General features: G+C 40.3%; 16 protein-coding genes. 4 read left to right on the top strand and 12 right to left on the bottom strand.

From position 1 onward, the window contains the following. Positions 1 to 19 precede the first annotated feature (19 nt). On the top strand, positions 20 to 460 hold the full coding sequence (locus tag ACY3XC_RS16945; RefSeq protein WP_464869586.1) for a cell wall hydrolase: 441 nt from the start codon (positions 20 to 22) through the stop codon (positions 458 to 460). A gap of 54 nt (positions 461 to 514) precedes the next feature. On the opposite strand, the gene ACY3XC_RS16940 is transcribed toward ACY3XC_RS16945, so the two are convergent. The 4 genes from ACY3XC_RS16940 to ACY3XC_RS16925 form a co-directional block, all read right to left on the bottom strand. Further along, positions 515 to 1,522, bottom strand: coding sequence for a FecCD family ABC transporter permease (locus ACY3XC_RS16940; protein WP_464869585.1), 1,008 nt, complete (start codon positions 1,520 to 1,522; stop codon positions 515 to 517). Beyond that, a complete protein-coding gene (locus ACY3XC_RS16935) occupies positions 1,519 to 2,529 on the bottom strand; it encodes a FecCD family ABC transporter permease (protein WP_464869584.1) in 1,011 nt (336 codons plus the stop codon). The genes ACY3XC_RS16940 and ACY3XC_RS16935 overlap by 4 nt, the downstream gene beginning before the upstream one ends. A 68-nt stretch (positions 2,530 to 2,597) precedes the next feature. Continuing rightward, the gene (locus tag ACY3XC_RS16930; RefSeq protein ID WP_464869583.1) at positions 2,598 to 3,524 is read right to left on the bottom strand and encodes an iron-hydroxamate ABC transporter substrate-binding protein; all 927 of its coding nucleotides are present in this window, start codon (positions 3,522 to 3,524) and stop codon (positions 2,598 to 2,600) included. Further along, complete coding sequence (locus ACY3XC_RS16925) at positions 3,475 to 4,320, bottom strand: ABC transporter ATP-binding protein (protein ID WP_464869582.1); 846 nt, start codon at positions 4,318 to 4,320, stop codon at positions 3,475 to 3,477. The genes ACY3XC_RS16930 and ACY3XC_RS16925 overlap by 50 nt, the downstream gene beginning before the upstream one ends. Before the next feature lie 313 nt (positions 4,321 to 4,633). Here ACY3XC_RS16925 and ACY3XC_RS16920 point away from each other — a divergent pair, with 313 nt between their 5' ends. Beyond that, a complete protein-coding gene (locus tag ACY3XC_RS16920) occupies positions 4,634 to 5,692 on the top strand; it encodes an NAD(P)/FAD-dependent oxidoreductase (protein WP_464869581.1) in 1,059 nt (352 codons plus the stop codon). A 19-nt stretch (positions 5,693 to 5,711) separates the two neighbouring features. Here ACY3XC_RS16920 and ACY3XC_RS16915 read toward each other — a convergent pair whose 3' ends face one another. From ACY3XC_RS16915 to ACY3XC_RS16895, 5 genes are all read right to left on the bottom strand, one after another. Then, positions 5,712 to 6,698: a glycerophosphodiester phosphodiesterase family protein gene (locus ACY3XC_RS16915; RefSeq protein ID WP_464869580.1), complete on the bottom strand. Its 987-nt coding sequence runs from the start codon at positions 6,696 to 6,698 to the stop codon at positions 5,712 to 5,714. A gap of 271 nt (positions 6,699 to 6,969) precedes the next feature. Continuing rightward, complete coding sequence (locus ACY3XC_RS16910) at positions 6,970 to 7,197, bottom strand: hypothetical protein (RefSeq protein ID WP_179156673.1); 228 nt, start codon at positions 7,195 to 7,197, stop codon at positions 6,970 to 6,972. A gap of 63 nt (positions 7,198 to 7,260) precedes the next feature. Beyond that, positions 7,261 to 7,539 carry a hypothetical protein gene (locus ACY3XC_RS16905; RefSeq protein ID WP_464869579.1) on the bottom strand — a complete coding sequence of 93 codons (279 nt, stop codon included), beginning with the start codon at positions 7,537 to 7,539 and terminating at the stop codon, positions 7,261 to 7,263. Then, positions 7,524 to 7,784, bottom strand: coding sequence for a CGCGG family putative rSAM-modified RiPP protein (locus ACY3XC_RS16900; RefSeq protein ID WP_464869578.1), 261 nt, complete (start codon positions 7,782 to 7,784; stop codon positions 7,524 to 7,526). The genes ACY3XC_RS16905 and ACY3XC_RS16900 overlap by 16 nt, the downstream gene beginning before the upstream one ends. A 164-nt stretch (positions 7,785 to 7,948) precedes the next feature. After that, positions 7,949 to 10,318 carry an EAL domain-containing protein gene (locus tag ACY3XC_RS16895; protein ID WP_464869577.1) on the bottom strand — a complete coding sequence of 790 codons (2,370 nt, stop codon included), beginning with the start codon at positions 10,316 to 10,318 and terminating at the stop codon, positions 7,949 to 7,951. Positions 10,319 to 10,584: 266 nt separating this feature from the next. Between ACY3XC_RS16895 and ACY3XC_RS16890 the strand changes: the two genes are divergently transcribed. Together ACY3XC_RS16890 and ACY3XC_RS16885 are read left to right on the top strand one after the other, a co-directional pair. Then, positions 10,585 to 11,547 carry a 2-hydroxyacid dehydrogenase gene (locus tag ACY3XC_RS16890; protein WP_464869576.1) on the top strand — a complete coding sequence of 321 codons (963 nt, stop codon included), beginning with the start codon at positions 10,585 to 10,587 and terminating at the stop codon, positions 11,545 to 11,547. A 4-nt stretch (positions 11,548 to 11,551) separates the two neighbouring features. Next, positions 11,552 to 11,875, top strand: coding sequence for a hypothetical protein (locus ACY3XC_RS16885; protein WP_464869575.1), 324 nt, complete (start codon positions 11,552 to 11,554; stop codon positions 11,873 to 11,875). A 147-nt stretch (positions 11,876 to 12,022) separates the two neighbouring features. Here the strand turns inward: ACY3XC_RS16885 and ACY3XC_RS16880 are convergent, their stop codons facing one another. The 3 genes from ACY3XC_RS16880 to ACY3XC_RS16870 form a co-directional block, all read right to left on the bottom strand. Next, on the bottom strand, positions 12,023 to 12,676 hold the full coding sequence (locus tag ACY3XC_RS16880) for an MOSC domain-containing protein (RefSeq protein WP_464869574.1): 654 nt from the start codon (positions 12,674 to 12,676) through the stop codon (positions 12,023 to 12,025). Between the two features lie 91 nt (positions 12,677 to 12,767). Further along, on the bottom strand, positions 12,768 to 13,997 hold the full coding sequence (locus ACY3XC_RS16875) for an ATP-binding protein (protein WP_464869573.1): 1,230 nt from the start codon (positions 13,995 to 13,997) through the stop codon (positions 12,768 to 12,770). A 267-nt stretch (positions 13,998 to 14,264) separates the two neighbouring features. Next, positions 14,265 to 15,173 carry a DMT family transporter gene (locus ACY3XC_RS16870; RefSeq protein ID WP_464869572.1) on the bottom strand — a complete coding sequence of 303 codons (909 nt, stop codon included), beginning with the start codon at positions 15,171 to 15,173 and terminating at the stop codon, positions 14,265 to 14,267. Positions 15,174 to 15,176 lie beyond the last annotated feature (3 nt).

Genomic DNA, 15,176 nt, shown 5'->3' with positions numbered 1-15,176 from the left:
ATATTTTGGAGGTGAAAAAATGCCAAGAGTATCTTACCGAAGTTCAGACATTGACTTAATGGCAAGGATGATGAGAGCAGAAGCTGAAGGCGAAGGGAAACAAGGAATGCTGTATGTTGGAAATGTAATTGTTAACCGTGTAGTAGCAGAGTGTCCAGACTTTAGAGCATTGACAAATATTGAACAAGTCATATTTCAAGTACAAGGAGGAAATTTCTCTTTTGAAGCTGTTCAAAAAGGCAATGTATTTTATCAAAGAGCAAGAGAAGCTGAAAGAAGATTAGCAAGACAGAATGTGCAAAATTGGAGAGAACACCCAGCGAAATATTCTCTTTGGTACTTTAATCCAACTGGTCCGTGTCCTCCAACATGGTACGACCAGCCTTTTACTGGTCAATTTAAAGAACATTGTTTTTATGAACCAAAACCTGGAACATGTCCGAGCGTTTATAGCGGATGAACTAGTAAAAAAAACGCTCAGATTTCTGGGCGTTTTACTTTTTAGGTAACTTTTCTATTTTTTTAATAAAAGGTACATAAAATACGGTGCACCAATGAGTGCGACCATAATTCCTGCTGGGATTCCGGCGGAGTCCATGATATTACGTCCCACCGTGTCAGCAAACATTAACAGCCACCCGCCAATTAATATGGCAACAGGGATAAATAATTGATTTCTTGGTCCGACTAGCGCCTTAGCCATATGTGGAGCCATTAATCCGATAAAGGAAATTCCACCAGTAACGGAAACAGCAGATGCGGCAAGGGCAACGGCTGTAATCAGTAATACAATTCGTTCCTTTTCAATTGAAACTCCCACGCCGATCGCTACTGGTTCACTTAATCCAAGCAGGTTTAACCGATTGGCTTTATATAAGGTAAAAGGAAGCAGTGCAACCAGCCAAGGGAGGAGTGCCCATATAAAGGGCCAATCTGTCCCCCAAATATTCCCCGCTATCCATTTCGCAATAAAATCGACTTTTGCCCGCTCGGCAGATGAGATGAGAACAATCATCGCTCCGGAGAGTGCCATCGAAAACCCGACTCCAATTAATACTAATCGAACAGGCTGAAGACCCTCACTTTTGCTATACGCAAATAGATATAGAAGGATAGCTGTCAGCATGGCGCCGATAAAAGCTATAACGGGAATCATGTAAGTAAACGAACCTGAATCAATGGGGAAAAATAAAAAGAATACGGTAACGGCGACACCTGCACCGGAATTAATCCCAATAATCCCTGGGTCTGCCAAATCATTACGGGTAATACCTTGTAAAATAGCCCCTGATAATGCCAAGGCCATTCCAGCTAAAAGGGTAATGATGATTCGCGGCATTCGAATGGAAAATAACACGAATTCCTCTTTGAACGTCCCTTGCCCGAGAAGGGTTGGAATCAGCCTATCATACGATAGAAAGGAGAAACCCAATCCCAAGCCACCCACGATTGTAACCAGGATTAATGCAAATAAAATTAATAAAATGATACGTTGCTTTCTAAGTAACGAGGGTTGGATCATGAGAATGCTTTCCCTCCTTTACGAACAATCACAAGGAAGAAGGGTAACCCCAGTGTTGCCACAATCGCCGCGACAGGGGTTTCAAAGGGTGCATTCATTGTCCTGCCAAGTGTATCGGCAAAAAGCATAAACGTTGCCCCTGAAATGGCAGACATGGGAATAATAAAACGGTAATCCGTACCCACGATGGCCCGTACGACATGGGGAACCATTAATCCGATAAATGCCATATTTCCAATAAGGGCGACGGATGCGCCCGCTAATAAAATAATCGCAATGAAGAGAATAACTTTTATTTGGGTCGTTTTTTGACCTAATCCAACGGCGACTTCTTCATTTAAGCTAAGAATCGTGAGCTGCCTTGAGAGAAATAGAGAAACTAGTAACCCAACAAGGATGAAGGGAATAATGACTTGAAGCTGGCTCCAACTGGTTCCAACCATTCCTCCGGCCGTCCACATCGAAACATTTTTTGAAATTTTAAAGGTAATCCCAATTCCTTCTGCAATCGCATAAAGAAAAGCAGAAACAGCCGCCCCCGCTAAAACAATCCGCAGCGGAGAAAAGCCTCCTTTTTTCATCGCACCCATCCCAAATACCATCATTGTTCCGACAGCTGCTCCAATAAAACAGGCAATGGTAATGCTGAAATAGTTGGCAGAAGGGACGAAGGCGATGACGATTGCTAGTGCGGCATTTGCTCCCGCCGTTAACCCTAATAAACCTGGGTCTGCAAGGGGGTTTCTGGTAATACCTTGCATAATCGCTCCTGAAACCGAAAGCGCGGCTCCGACCACGATGGCTGCAACCTCACGCGGCAAGCGTATTTCACGGATAATCGAAATCTTTTCACCTTTTGCATCTGAAAAAAGGGCCTGTGATACATCTTTAAGGCTAATATCTGCTGCTCCCATCATCATGGAGAAAACAAACATCGCTGCAAACACAAGTATGCCGATTATCAGTTTATATGCAAAAGGAATAGATCGTTGTTTTTCATTGATCATAAGTCTCTCATCTTTTCTTTCCTAGAATAGGTGGAAAGAGGAATTCCGTTAAGAATCCCTCTCTACTATTAGTTGCCTAAAAATGATTTTTTAATGAATTCTAGCTGCTTTTCTAGTGTGACTGGATCACTGAAGGAAGCACCTTGACCATTCATTTCAAACACACGGTTGTTTTTTACCGCAGGAATGTTTTTGTATGTTTCTGTTTCTTGGAAAGAAGTATCAGCGTCTGAATATTTACTTAAGATCACATAATCCCCTGCATACTCAGGAATAACTTCGGCGGATAAGGCAAAATAACCGGCACCCTCTGCGACTTCTTTTACTTTTTCAGGCATTTTCATTTTCATTGCTTGATAAAGAATTTCCGTTCCCCGTGCCCAGTTGCTGCCGAATACATAAAGATCTTTTCCGTAGCTTTCCATAACAGAAACGGTTGCATCTTCACCGATTTTTGCACGAATTTCTTCACCAGCGGCCTCAGCTTCTTTTTTGAAGTTATCAACCCAGCTTTGAGCTTCTTTTTCTTTATTTAATAGTTTTCCAATTTCTAAGTGCTGTGTTAAATAATCAACTTTTCCCCACGTGTAGGTTACAGTTGGAGCAATTTCACTTAGCTTATCAACGTTTTTAATATTGGATAGACCAATGATTAAATCTGGCTCTAATTCGATAATCTTTTCTAGGTCTTCATCGGAAACTTCTGTAACATCTTTCATTTCTTTTTCAAATGTCGGGTTGTTCTTTGACCAAACATCAGCACCCACGATATTAACGCCTAAATCGATAACATTACCAGTGAATCCGGAAAGCATAATAACGCGCTTTGGATCTGCAGGAACTTCAATCGGTCCAGTTTCAGATTGATAGGTGATAGTATCAGACTTTTTATCATCTGGTGCCGCAGCTTCCTCACTTTTTGATGTTTCGGCTGTACCGCATGCACTAATAATTAACACTAAGAGCAGGATAAATGGCAGTAGTAGTTTTTTCATGTTTTGTTTCTCCCTTTAGTAGATTGTACGTTACGCACATTGTTTTTTTTGTTCGAGGGTCGTGTCCGATGACCGCGTCAATATTGAATACCTTTTTGAGAACTTTATGACTGATGACTTCCTCACAATTCCCTGCTTTTACAATTTCACCGTCTTTTAAGGCGATAATATGATCCGCAAAGCGGGCAGCCTGGTTTAAATCATGAAGGACCATTACAATTGTCCGTTCCTGTTCATGATTTAATTTTTGCAGAAGCTCCAAAACTTCTAGTTGATGGGCCATATCCAAGTAGGTGGTTGGCTCATCCAGGAAGATAATTTCCGTTTCTTGAGCAAGTGCCATCGCAATCCAAACGCGCTGGCGCTGTCCGCCTGATAGTGCGTCTACTGGACGAAATTTAAAGTCGATTGTACCTGTGACTTCAAGGGCCCAGTCAATCACTTCATAATCCTTTTTTGTTAAGCGGCCAAAGCCTTTTTGATAAGGGAAGCGCCCATAGGATACGAGCTCGCCAACTGTTAAGCCACTTGCACTTTCTGGTGTTTGCGGAAGGATTGCCATTTGTTTAGCAAGAAGCTTCGTGTTTACCTTTGAAATATCACTGCCGTCTAAAAGGATGTTTCCAGATTGATGGGAGATGATCCGTGTAATGGCTTTCAATAATGTCGATTTTCCACAGCCGTTCGGTCCGATAATCGTGGTAATCCTCTTATCTGGAATTTCGATACTAAGGTTTTTGACAATTAAGCGTTCACCATAACCAATGCTTAATTCATCTGTAGATAGGCGAACCATGGGAACACTCCTTTATGTAACTGAGAATTAATTGATAATGATTATCAGTATCGTATGAGATTACTATAAAGGTGAGTGATAATGATTGTCAATTACAATTTTGTGAAAAGTTTTTAATTGTTTGATAGTGTTTTTTTCATTCATCTCATTTCTTTATGTTCTAGAGGTATGTTGTACATTTTCATCCGTCAAAAAATCGACAAATATGGGTGCTACGGAATTTTCAAAAAAATATGTATTGTCAATCAGGAGAAAATCCATTACTCTTATTGATAATGATAATCAATTACAGTTGGTTAGGGAGTGGACGGAAATGGAACAACAAGAATTGTTTGATGTGACAGTTATTGGCGGCGGACCAGCGGGGCTTTATTCTACTTTTTATAGTGGACTCAGAGAAATGAAAACAAAGGTGATTGAGTATCAACCTCAGTTAGGCGGTAAAATTCAAGTTTACCCGGAGAAAATGATCTGGGATGTCGGAGGCTTAACACCAATAACGGGAGCAAAATTAATGGAACAGCTGGTTGAGCAAGCATTAACGTTTAGCCCAACCGTCGTCTTGAATGAAAAGGTTGAATACATCACGCGTAATGAAGAAGGGATTTTTGTCTTAAAAGGATCTTCTGGAGAACTTCATTATTCAAAAACAGTGATTACTGCCATTGGCAGCGGCATTTTGAAACCGCAAAAGTTGGAAATAGAAGGCGCGGAGAAATTTGAAGTCACGAATTTACATTACACGGTAAAATCTTTTAAACAGTTCAAAGACAAAACAATCATCATTTCTGGAGGCGGGAATTCTGCCGTAGACTGGGCCAATGAGCTAGAACCGATTGCCAAAAAAGTCTATTTAACCTATAGAAAAGAGGAATTGGGGGGCCATGGTCAAGAGGCACAGGCAACAAAGCTTCTCGAAAGCTCTGTAGAATGTTTCTTTCAATCTTCGATTACTAAATTAATCGCGAATGGCGAACGTGATGAAATCGCCACCGTTGAATTAACGAACCATGAAACAGGTGAGGTTTCACACCTGGCGGTTGATGATGTGGTGATTAGTCATGGCTATGAACAGGATGCAACACTATTGGAAAATAGTAAATTGAGTATCGATCGAGTGGATAATTATTATATTGCGGGTAACGCTACGAGCGAATCTTCGATTAAAGGTCTTTATGCTGCGGGAGATATTCTTATGTATGAAGGGAAAATCAACCTGATTGCCGGTGCGTTCCAAGATGCGGCGAACGCTGTAAATAAAGCCAAACAGTTTATTCAGCCTGACGCTGCTAAAGCCGCAATGGTTTCTTCCCATAATGAACTTTTTAAGAAGCGTAATAAGGAATTAGTGAAGCAATTAGTTGGAAAATAGAGTGAAGGCAGCCTTCACTCTATTTTTTTTTATAATTTGGGGCGATTAAATCAATTCGATTGGTCCAAATCCCGCCACTATATTTGTCAGGAAGTCTCGTTAAGTCATCTTGCGTATCAAAGCCTTCTGACCAACCTCCGTCACCTGCGACAACAATTACTCTTGTATCAACACTGTCCATCCGATTTAAAAATTTATCTGACCATCCCCAAATCCACGGAGCAATTTTTTCTGGCAGATGCAATTGTGTTTTCTCACATGCAGAGGGGATATAACCTGTCCACCCAACGGCAATATAGGGAAGAAGACAGCTTTTTAAAGTAGCCTTCGACATCACACGAAGACCTGGGATTTCCTCTTTTATTGTAGCAATGGGCTGGTCGCCGCCATAAACCGTTAATTGACTTAAGCGTTTTTTAGGCAGCTTTTTCAGTACTTGAGCTAGCTGATTTCCTTCTTCTGGATCATCACTTTTAATATGAATTAAAAATGAACGGTTTGGAAAATGGTTGAACACTTCATCAAGTGAGGGCATGAGGCCGACACCCTTACCGCGAAAAGGATAGGTTTTTCCATTATCCGCTGTGTATCCATAGCCAATGTCCAGCTGCTTTAATTCTGCCATCGTAAATTCCTTCGTTGTACCTTCTGCATTTGTCCGGCATTCCAGCGTCCAGTCATGAAAAACAGCAAATTGACCATCTTTTGTCGGTTTAATATCCAACTCAACAACATCCGCACCTGCTGCAAAAGCTGCTTCCATGGAAGGAATCGTGTTTTCGAGATAAGGGTGTTCAGGTGGGTGAATTCGTTCCGCCGTACACGTATCCCCCTGAATTCCTTCCATACTAAAAGTTTGGCCAAGCCCGCGGTGAGCGAGAAGCAGGGGATTACCCTCACGATCCTTCGCAAAAATAGAACTATTGTTGAGAAAAATAAACAAAGAAAATAAGAGTAGAAATATGAATATTCTTTTTAGTATTTTTTTCAGTTTCGTTTCCTCCATTGATTGATATGCAAGATAATTGACGCTAACGGGAGCAGAATTGTTTCGTTTTTCGTGGCTTTCATGTCTAAGTTAGTGAATTTTCTATGTTAATACAAGATTAGAAGAGAACTTTTTCACAAAAATGGGGATATCGGCGATAAATAAAATATATCAGTGAAAAGTGAAATATATCAGCAAAAAATCGATTATATCAGCATAAAAATGGAATATATCAGCGAACAGCAAAAATCCACAAAAAAACTGATTGGAGTTGCCAATCAGCACTAAACTAAATTCTCTTTTTAACATCTTCTCTAATGGATTCAATCAGTGTATCCGATAAATTAGCTGGCAGCGAGGTACCATCTTTAAAAACCCAGGCATTCATGATTTCCAAATCTGCTTTTTTAAAAGTAATGCTGTAATTCAGTTGATCATGGGTAAACTCTGCCGTCACATATTCCTCGCTGTCGAAATCATCATCAACAATCATATTTGTTATTTCATATGTATTCACAATAAAATCTCCTTTATGCATTCTATAAAATAGAGTTTACTAAAAGGAATTGTTTATACATTTTTAAGGAAAGTATATGTCTAGGTGGTTTTCATGGTTTCTTAGGGTGTAGTAGTTTTGAAAGTCTGTGTTTATGCTGGCATGTGGATAGTCTGTTGTATCAATCTTGACGAGCGTTCCATCTATTTTCGTAAAGATTAAGGAAGACGCTGTTACTTGGATCTTTTGAAAATGAAAACCGTCCCTTTGGACCATCATTTCTTCATCCTGATAATAGTTTAGAATCACTTGGCGATTTTGATAGTTTGACAGAAGTGACAAGTCGTTTAATTGTTTTTCCATACCCGTAGTACATACCCTCCACAACCGCATTGGTCGATAAATTTCATTTCAATTCTGCCGCCAAAGTAAGCCAATAATGCATCTGCTAAATAGTCATTAGGGTTCCCGAAAGAAGCCGGGGTCACAACATTTACATAATAACCCTTTCCAGTATTCTCTACGGCATCGATGGCATCCGTAATTACCAGCTCCATGTCCATGACATACTCCTCATGTTCAAGTGATATTGACCAATTCTTATCCAACGCAATCACCTCTTATCTTTATTTTAGTATGAAGAACTTAGTGACGAGGTGATAGGAATCACAATCATCCACAAAAACTCAGCGAAAGGATATAAGCCGTCATAAATAATACTCCAAACACAAAAAAAGGAACCATCTCCACTGATGGTTCCTTTTTTCGTAAGCTATGAGATTTTCGCGGACCTGTTGCTTTCAATCATGGCACTTACTTGCGTGACCGTTAATGGTTTACTATACAAATCACCTTGAAAGGCATCACAATTCATTTCTTTTAGAAAGAGCAGTTGATCTTTCTTTTCAATCCCTTCCGCAATGACTGATAAATCGAGGCTATGGGCTAGATAAATCGTCGTTTCTACTAATGCTTTGTCTTTATGGTTGTTCAGGACATCCTGAATAAATGGTTTAGGGATTTTTAAGGCGTTAATCGGAAATCTTTTTAGATAAACGAATGAGGAATATCCGGTACCGAAGTCATCGATGGATATTTGTACTCCCAAATCCCGTATTTCTTGCATCTTTTTAATGGCGGTTTCAGCGTCTGTAAAAGCAACCCCTTCGGTAATTTCTAACTCTAAATAGTTTGGATCAAAGCCCGTTGTCTTTAGTGCCTTCATGACCATACCCACCAAATTAGCATGAAGGAATTGTACAGGTGATAAGTTGACAGCCACTTTTAAATGGGTATGCCCTGAATCATGCCAGGCTTTCCCCTGCATACAGGCATGTGTTAGAACCCATTCTCCCATAGGGATGATAAGCCCCGACTCTTCTGCAACAGGAATAAAATGATTCGGTGCCACCATGCCGGCTTCCACTGTATTCCACCGGAGCAGCGCTTCCACACCGATTATTTCCCCCGTCTGTAAGCTCACCTGTGGTTGATAATTTAGAACAAACTCATTATTTTTTAATGCTTTCCGCAGCCCATTCTCGAGTGTCATTTTTCTAGAAATGGCTTTGTTCATATCAATCGAAAAGAATTTGTAGTTGTCTCTTCCTTCTTCTTTCGCACGATACATGGCCATGTCTGCATTTTTCATTATTTCTTCCGTACTTTTCCCGTCACTTGGATAAAACGCGATGCCAATACTCATGGAGACATGTAATTCTTGGCCAGAAATGACAATCGGTTTTGCGACAATGGAACGAATCCGTTCAACTAGCGGGATTACATCCTCTTCAGATCGAATGCGGTTCAAGAGGATGGTAAACTCGTCGCCGCCTTGCCTAGAAATCGTATCGATTTTACGGACACTTTTTGTCATTTGATTGGAAACATGCTTTAACAGTAAATCACCAAATTCATGCCCAAGCGTATCATTAATATTTTTAAAACGATCTAAATCGATAAAGATTACGGCTACTTTAAAATGATTGCGGTTTGCCTCTTCCATCGCTTTTAATAGCCGTTCCAAAAACATCCTCCTGTTTGGGAGTCCACTTAACACGTCGTGATAGGCCATATGCTTCATTTTTCTCACAGCAGCAAGAAGCTGCTGGTTTTTTGAGCTAAGTTCTTCTGTCCTCTCCCCAATCTTTTGCTCCAGCTTCTCCGTTAGGTCATGATACTTCGATAACAGAGTTTGATTTTCTAAGGAGGTAAAGACATGTCGTAAAATCACGAGGAGGATGGAGATAGCTGAACCAATAACTAAGCTTTTAACTTCTTTATTTTGAAAAATCATCATCATGAATAATAGGATGACGCTGATATAGGGTAATAACAATCGTAAGGAAATAGAATCCTTTAAATAATCTTTTTTGTTTTTCTTTGGAATGGCTTGATTTTCATTTAGAACAGTTTCCAACGCAAATGTTCCTGCAATGACCATTAATAATAGTGCCAGCGACCCTAATGGTTGAAATAGAATCTCTGAAAAAGGAATGTTTGTTAGGCTTAAATAAAGATAGGCTGAATCAGCACCAACCTGAAGTGCTAAGCTTACAAGAATGAAAGATAGAACCCGCGAAGGAAAAAAGTTTGCGGAGCCTAAGCAGAATACAATGGCCCCGAAAAAAAGAATTAAATCTCCAAGTGGATATCCAATCGATACCAACTGAAAAAGAAGTGAATGATTCGTATATTGAATCAGGATTTCGCGTATGATGAAGTGCCAGCTGAAGGTAACAGCCACAGTCATAATAATGCATGTATCAAAAATAAATTTAATTAGGTTCAGGTTCTTGCCATTACATCGAATTTTGTAAATAAAGGCGATGAGATAACATATGATTTGTAACATAGTAAACAAATCAGGTAATCCAGATAACCTATTATAGTACCTGGCCAGCACGGCGATAAAATAACAAAAACTGCCTATCGAAAGGAAAAGCCAAATATATTTATCACTGGTTTTAAGATTATGGTAAACGTAAAATAGAATACTAGATGATAACAAAGACGCCAGTATTAAAAGGATATTTCCACTGATTGTAATACTTCCATTGTCTAAGTAGAGCAGCAGATAAAAACCGAGGATATGAAACAGTGTATAGTAAATAAGCAGCTTTTTTCTAACTAACCAGTTCATCCAAGACACTCCCATGAGAAAAAGAAATACTATATTAAAAAGTTGTAGTAACCTTATTCTACCATTTGGAAGAGTGGGGTTATGTCGAAAAATGTCAGGGTGTAGTGAAAATTACCTATGTCATTTTAGGTTTATATAGCAAATAATTTCTGAGTATTCGTAAATCTACAACTGTTTATTGTAAAATATCACTATATATAACTTTGGAGGGGGGACCTTAGCATCGCTTGCGGGGCTGCCAGAATTCTAAGGAAAGGGAGACGACTATGAAACCAAAAATCTACATAACCCGGAAGCTTCCGGATCCAATCGTTGATAAATTGAAAAATGCATTTGAAGTGAGAATGTGGGAAAAAGAAGAGGAACCGGTACCTAGAGAAATTTTAGAAAAGGAAATACAGGAAGTCGAGGGACTCTACTGTTTGTTAACCGAATCCATTGACAAAGACCTTCTCCATCTTGCACACAGGTTGAAAATTGTTAGTAATATGGCCGTTGGCTATAACAATATCGATTTAGCTGCTGCAACAGAAAAAGGAATTATGGTTACCAATACACCGGGAGTATTAACAGAGACAACGGCGGACCTAACCTTTGCGCTGTTAATGGCAACAGCTAGGAGAGTGGTAGAAGCCTCCGATTACTTGCGTGCAGGCGACTGGAAGACTTGGTCGCCGATGCAATTAACCGGACAGGATATTTATGGTGCTATCTTGGGAATCCTTGGATTAGGCAGAATTGGTGAGGCTGTAGCGAAAAGAGCGCGCGGATTTGACATGAATATTCTTTATCATAATCGTTCACGAAAGCCTGAAGCCGAGGGTCAGCTTGGTCTAAAGTACGTAAGCAAAGAAGCCTTACTTCGAGAATCCGATTTTGTTTGTGTGTTGACCCCTTATACGCCGGAAACGGAAAATTATATTGATGCGAAAGAGTTATCACTCATGAAACCAAATGCGATCTTGATTAATACCGCTCGTGGCGGGATTGTGAATGAAGAAGCCCTCTATCATGCTTTGAAGAGTGGACAGATTTGGGGCGCTGGCATAGATGTATTTGAGGAAGAGCCGGTGAGAACAGACCATCCTCTGCTGAGCCTTCCTAATGTTGTAGCTTTGCCGCATATTGGAAGTGCGAGTAATAATACCAGATTGAAAATGGCGTTACTCGCTGCAGAAAATTTAATTCAAGGGTTACAGGGGAATACCCCGAAAAATTTAGTGAATTAACCTAATGGCGAGAAATACTGGCGGATGGCGAGAAATACTGGCGGATGGCGAGAAATACTGGCGGATGGCGAGAAATACTGGCGGATGGCGAGAAATACTGGCGGATAGCAGGAAATACTGGCGGATGGCGAGAAATACTGGCGGATGGCGAGAAATACTGGCGGATGGCGAGAAATACTGGCGGATGGCAGGAAATACTGGCGGATGGCGAGAAATACTGGCGGATGGCAGGGAATACTGGCGGATAGCGAGAAATACTGGCGGATGGCAGGAAATACTGGCGGATGGCGAGAAATACTGGCGGATAGCGAGAAATACTGGCGGATAGCAGGAAATACTGGCGGATAGCAGGAAATACTGGCGGATGGCGAGAAATACTGGTGGATAGCAGAAAATACTGGCGGATGGCAGGAAATACTGGCGGATAGTAAGAAAATCCGCCCATAAAACTCCCAGGTACCCCCTGGGAGTTAGGTCAGCTCTGAATTTTCTCTTTTAAATCAAGGAGATACTTTCGCCATTGTCCCGCAAGCTCCTCCACACTCAATATTTTATCTATCTCTTCAATAGACGGTGATGGGTCATGGAAGTAGAGATGATGGATGGAGGAAACAGTGATTTGCTCAGGATGTGAAAACAGCTTTTCTATTTGAGAATCTGCTGTGATTTTTCCTTCTTCGAGCACTCTGAAAAAATACCCCGTATACCCCGTTTCAATAATTCTTTTTAAAAGAAGGTTGTTGTTATTGCGTTTATTGATGGTGGAGCAGGGATAGCGCCCTTGAGACACCTGCAGGACAGCCTCCCCAATCTGAAAGACATCGCCAATACAAACCTGGTCTTCCTTCATGCCTAAAACAGTCAGATTTTCTCCAAAAGCAGAAGGATTTAATTTGCGGTCGAAAACACTTTCCCAATGAGCATAATGCTCGAAGGGATAAACACAGACGACTCGATCTGAACCGCCATGGTACTCAGGGTTCGCTACCTGATCGCCCTTTATCTGATCAAAGCCCACCAAAAGCTCATCAGTTTGTTCCTTCCAAATTCCGGACACATAGGCTTCATTCTTATAGACACGATTTTTAGGCAAACCCTTGCTTAAATAAATAATTTCTCTAGTATACAATGCTCTCTTCACCTCTTTGGTATTTATTTTACTACAAGGTTTAAACGTAAAAATAGAAGAAACCCTCATATGCTGAGGATTTCTTCTATTTTTAAGCTAGGCTAAAGACTCGCTGCGTGATGGTTGGTAAAATAATTTCGATGATTGTTCCTTCATTTACTTCACTATCAATCGTTAATTCGCCGTTATGGCTTTCAATAATTTTATAACAGGTCATTAGACCGAGGCCCGTTCCTTTTTCCTTTGTTGTATAAAACGGTTCCCCGAGTGTCGGAATCCGTTCTTTTGGAATGCCGATACCCTGATCAATGATCTGGATAGAGATTTTTCCTTCTTCCTTTACTTTTACCTTCACATCAATGTTTCCACCGCTAGGCATGGCTTCTATCGCATTTTTTAACAGATTTAATAAGACCTGCTTTAATTGGTTTTCCTCACAGCTTATCCTAGGCAAATCACATTCAAATTCTACGAAAATTTGAACGTTGTTTAGAATAGATTGTGTATTAATTAAGGTTACAACATCTTTAATTAGTTCCTTGATATCTTTTTCAGCAAAAACAGCAGCAGTTGGTTTTGCGAGCACGAGGAATTCGCCCACGATGTCATTGATTCGATCAAGCTCTGATAACACAATATCATAATATTCTTTTTGATGCTGCTCGGTTTTAAATAGCTGAATGAACCCTTTAATTGAGGTAAGCGGGTTACGGATTTCATGGGCAATGCCTGCAGCCATTTGACCGAGAAGAGCCAATTTTTCGGACTTTTGCAGGAGTTGTTCGGTTTGTTCTTTTCTTTCCGTGATATCTTTTCCAATTGATAGAACCGCTTCTTTTCCTTCAAACGTTATGTACATGGAGGAGCCTTCAAAGACAAATACCGAACCATCTAATCTAATAAATTTGTATTCAATATTGTTTAAAGGATTGGTTTCCTTTTTTACTTGTTTCATCCGTTCGTTCAGACGTTCTGTATATTCTGGAAAAAGGTAATTGAAAATAGAGGTTCCTATGACTTCTTCCTTGTCCTTTGCACCGATCATCGTTACGGCTTCCTTATTTACATAGATAACCTTATTATCTTGGTGAATGATCACGGATTTTGGCAAAGAGTCTATTAATTGTTTATAGCTTTCTTCACTAGCCCGAGCCTTTTTTCCAAAGAAACGTGCACGGTCATATTGCCAGCCAACCAGCCAGGCAATCACTGTAAAAATAAGAAAGTCTACTGTAAAGAAACGTTCATGCTCCACAATGGTTTGATAGCCAGAAAAAAGTAGAGATATTAACACTAATGTAATTTGACCTAATTTATTCATACTGTATCCTCTAATTATCTGAATTTGCTATAATCATATCATGAATTGGTAGAATGATAATAGGGAAAAAGTCCCATAGAATATTTACAAGTCTGGAATAGAAAAAAGCCCAGCTGATGCCGGCCTTTTTCTATGTGACAAAAATTTACTAGTGCTCGAGCATTACGCTTGTGTCATTTTTTGATACAAGGTTAAGATTGATTTGTCCATATTGTCGACGGGCATCCGCCTGTATATAAACAGAAAACCCCCGGATGGAGGTTCCCTTTAAGTACCGCTTTTAACGGTCCCCTTTATATGAAACTTTTTTTGCTGCTGCATTAAGAAGAAGAAGACACCGAGGAGAACGAGCATTCCGCCGGCAATTTGCCAGCTGGCAAGGTGTTCCCCAAGCATCAAGACTGCTAAAATCGTTGCACCCACGGGCTCGCCTAAAATACTCATTGAAATGGTGGTAGCATTGACATAGTTTAAGAGCCAGTTATTGATGATATGGCTGATTGTTGGAACGGTGGCAAGTAAAAGGAAAATCCCCCATTCCTTGGCTGGATAACCGCCAAAATCAACACTTGTACTTAGGTTATAGATTGTTAGAACGATCGTCGCAATGAAAAATACACAAAAGCTATAAATCCAGTGGGATACTTTTTTGACAATGCTTTGTCCAATCATTAAGTAGCCAACCACCGCAATAACGCTTAAAAAGGATAGGATATCCCCTAGGATGGCGTCCTGACTTAAAGCAAAGTCACCCCAGCCAATCATCATCGCCCCAATTATCGCAATTCCCATTGTCATCAGTGCGGAAGGAGTGGTGCGTTCCTTAAATAGGAAGTAACCGGCAATCAAGGAGACAATTGGCTGTAGCGCAAGGATAATCGTTGAGCTTGCAACGGTCGTTAATTTTAACGAACCGAACCAAAGAACAAAATGCAGGGCTAAAAAGAGACCTGAAAAAAATAAAAAGACCCAATCTTTGCTTGTTATTTTTTTAAATTCTTCACGGTTTTTCCAAACGATCGGAAGCATTAATAAACTTGCAAACATCATGCGGTACATACTTAAAATCGAAGCAGGTGCATCGGACCATTTTACAAAGATGGCGGAAAACGATATCGCAATAATCGAAATGGTGAGCGGTAAGACAATAGAGCGGGAATTATCTTGCTGGTTCATTTC

Source organism: Bacillus sp. CZDM1, assembly GCF_055502545.1.
Note: the sequence above shows the minus strand (reverse complement) of the source record. Positions and strands in the feature narration are given on the sequence as shown.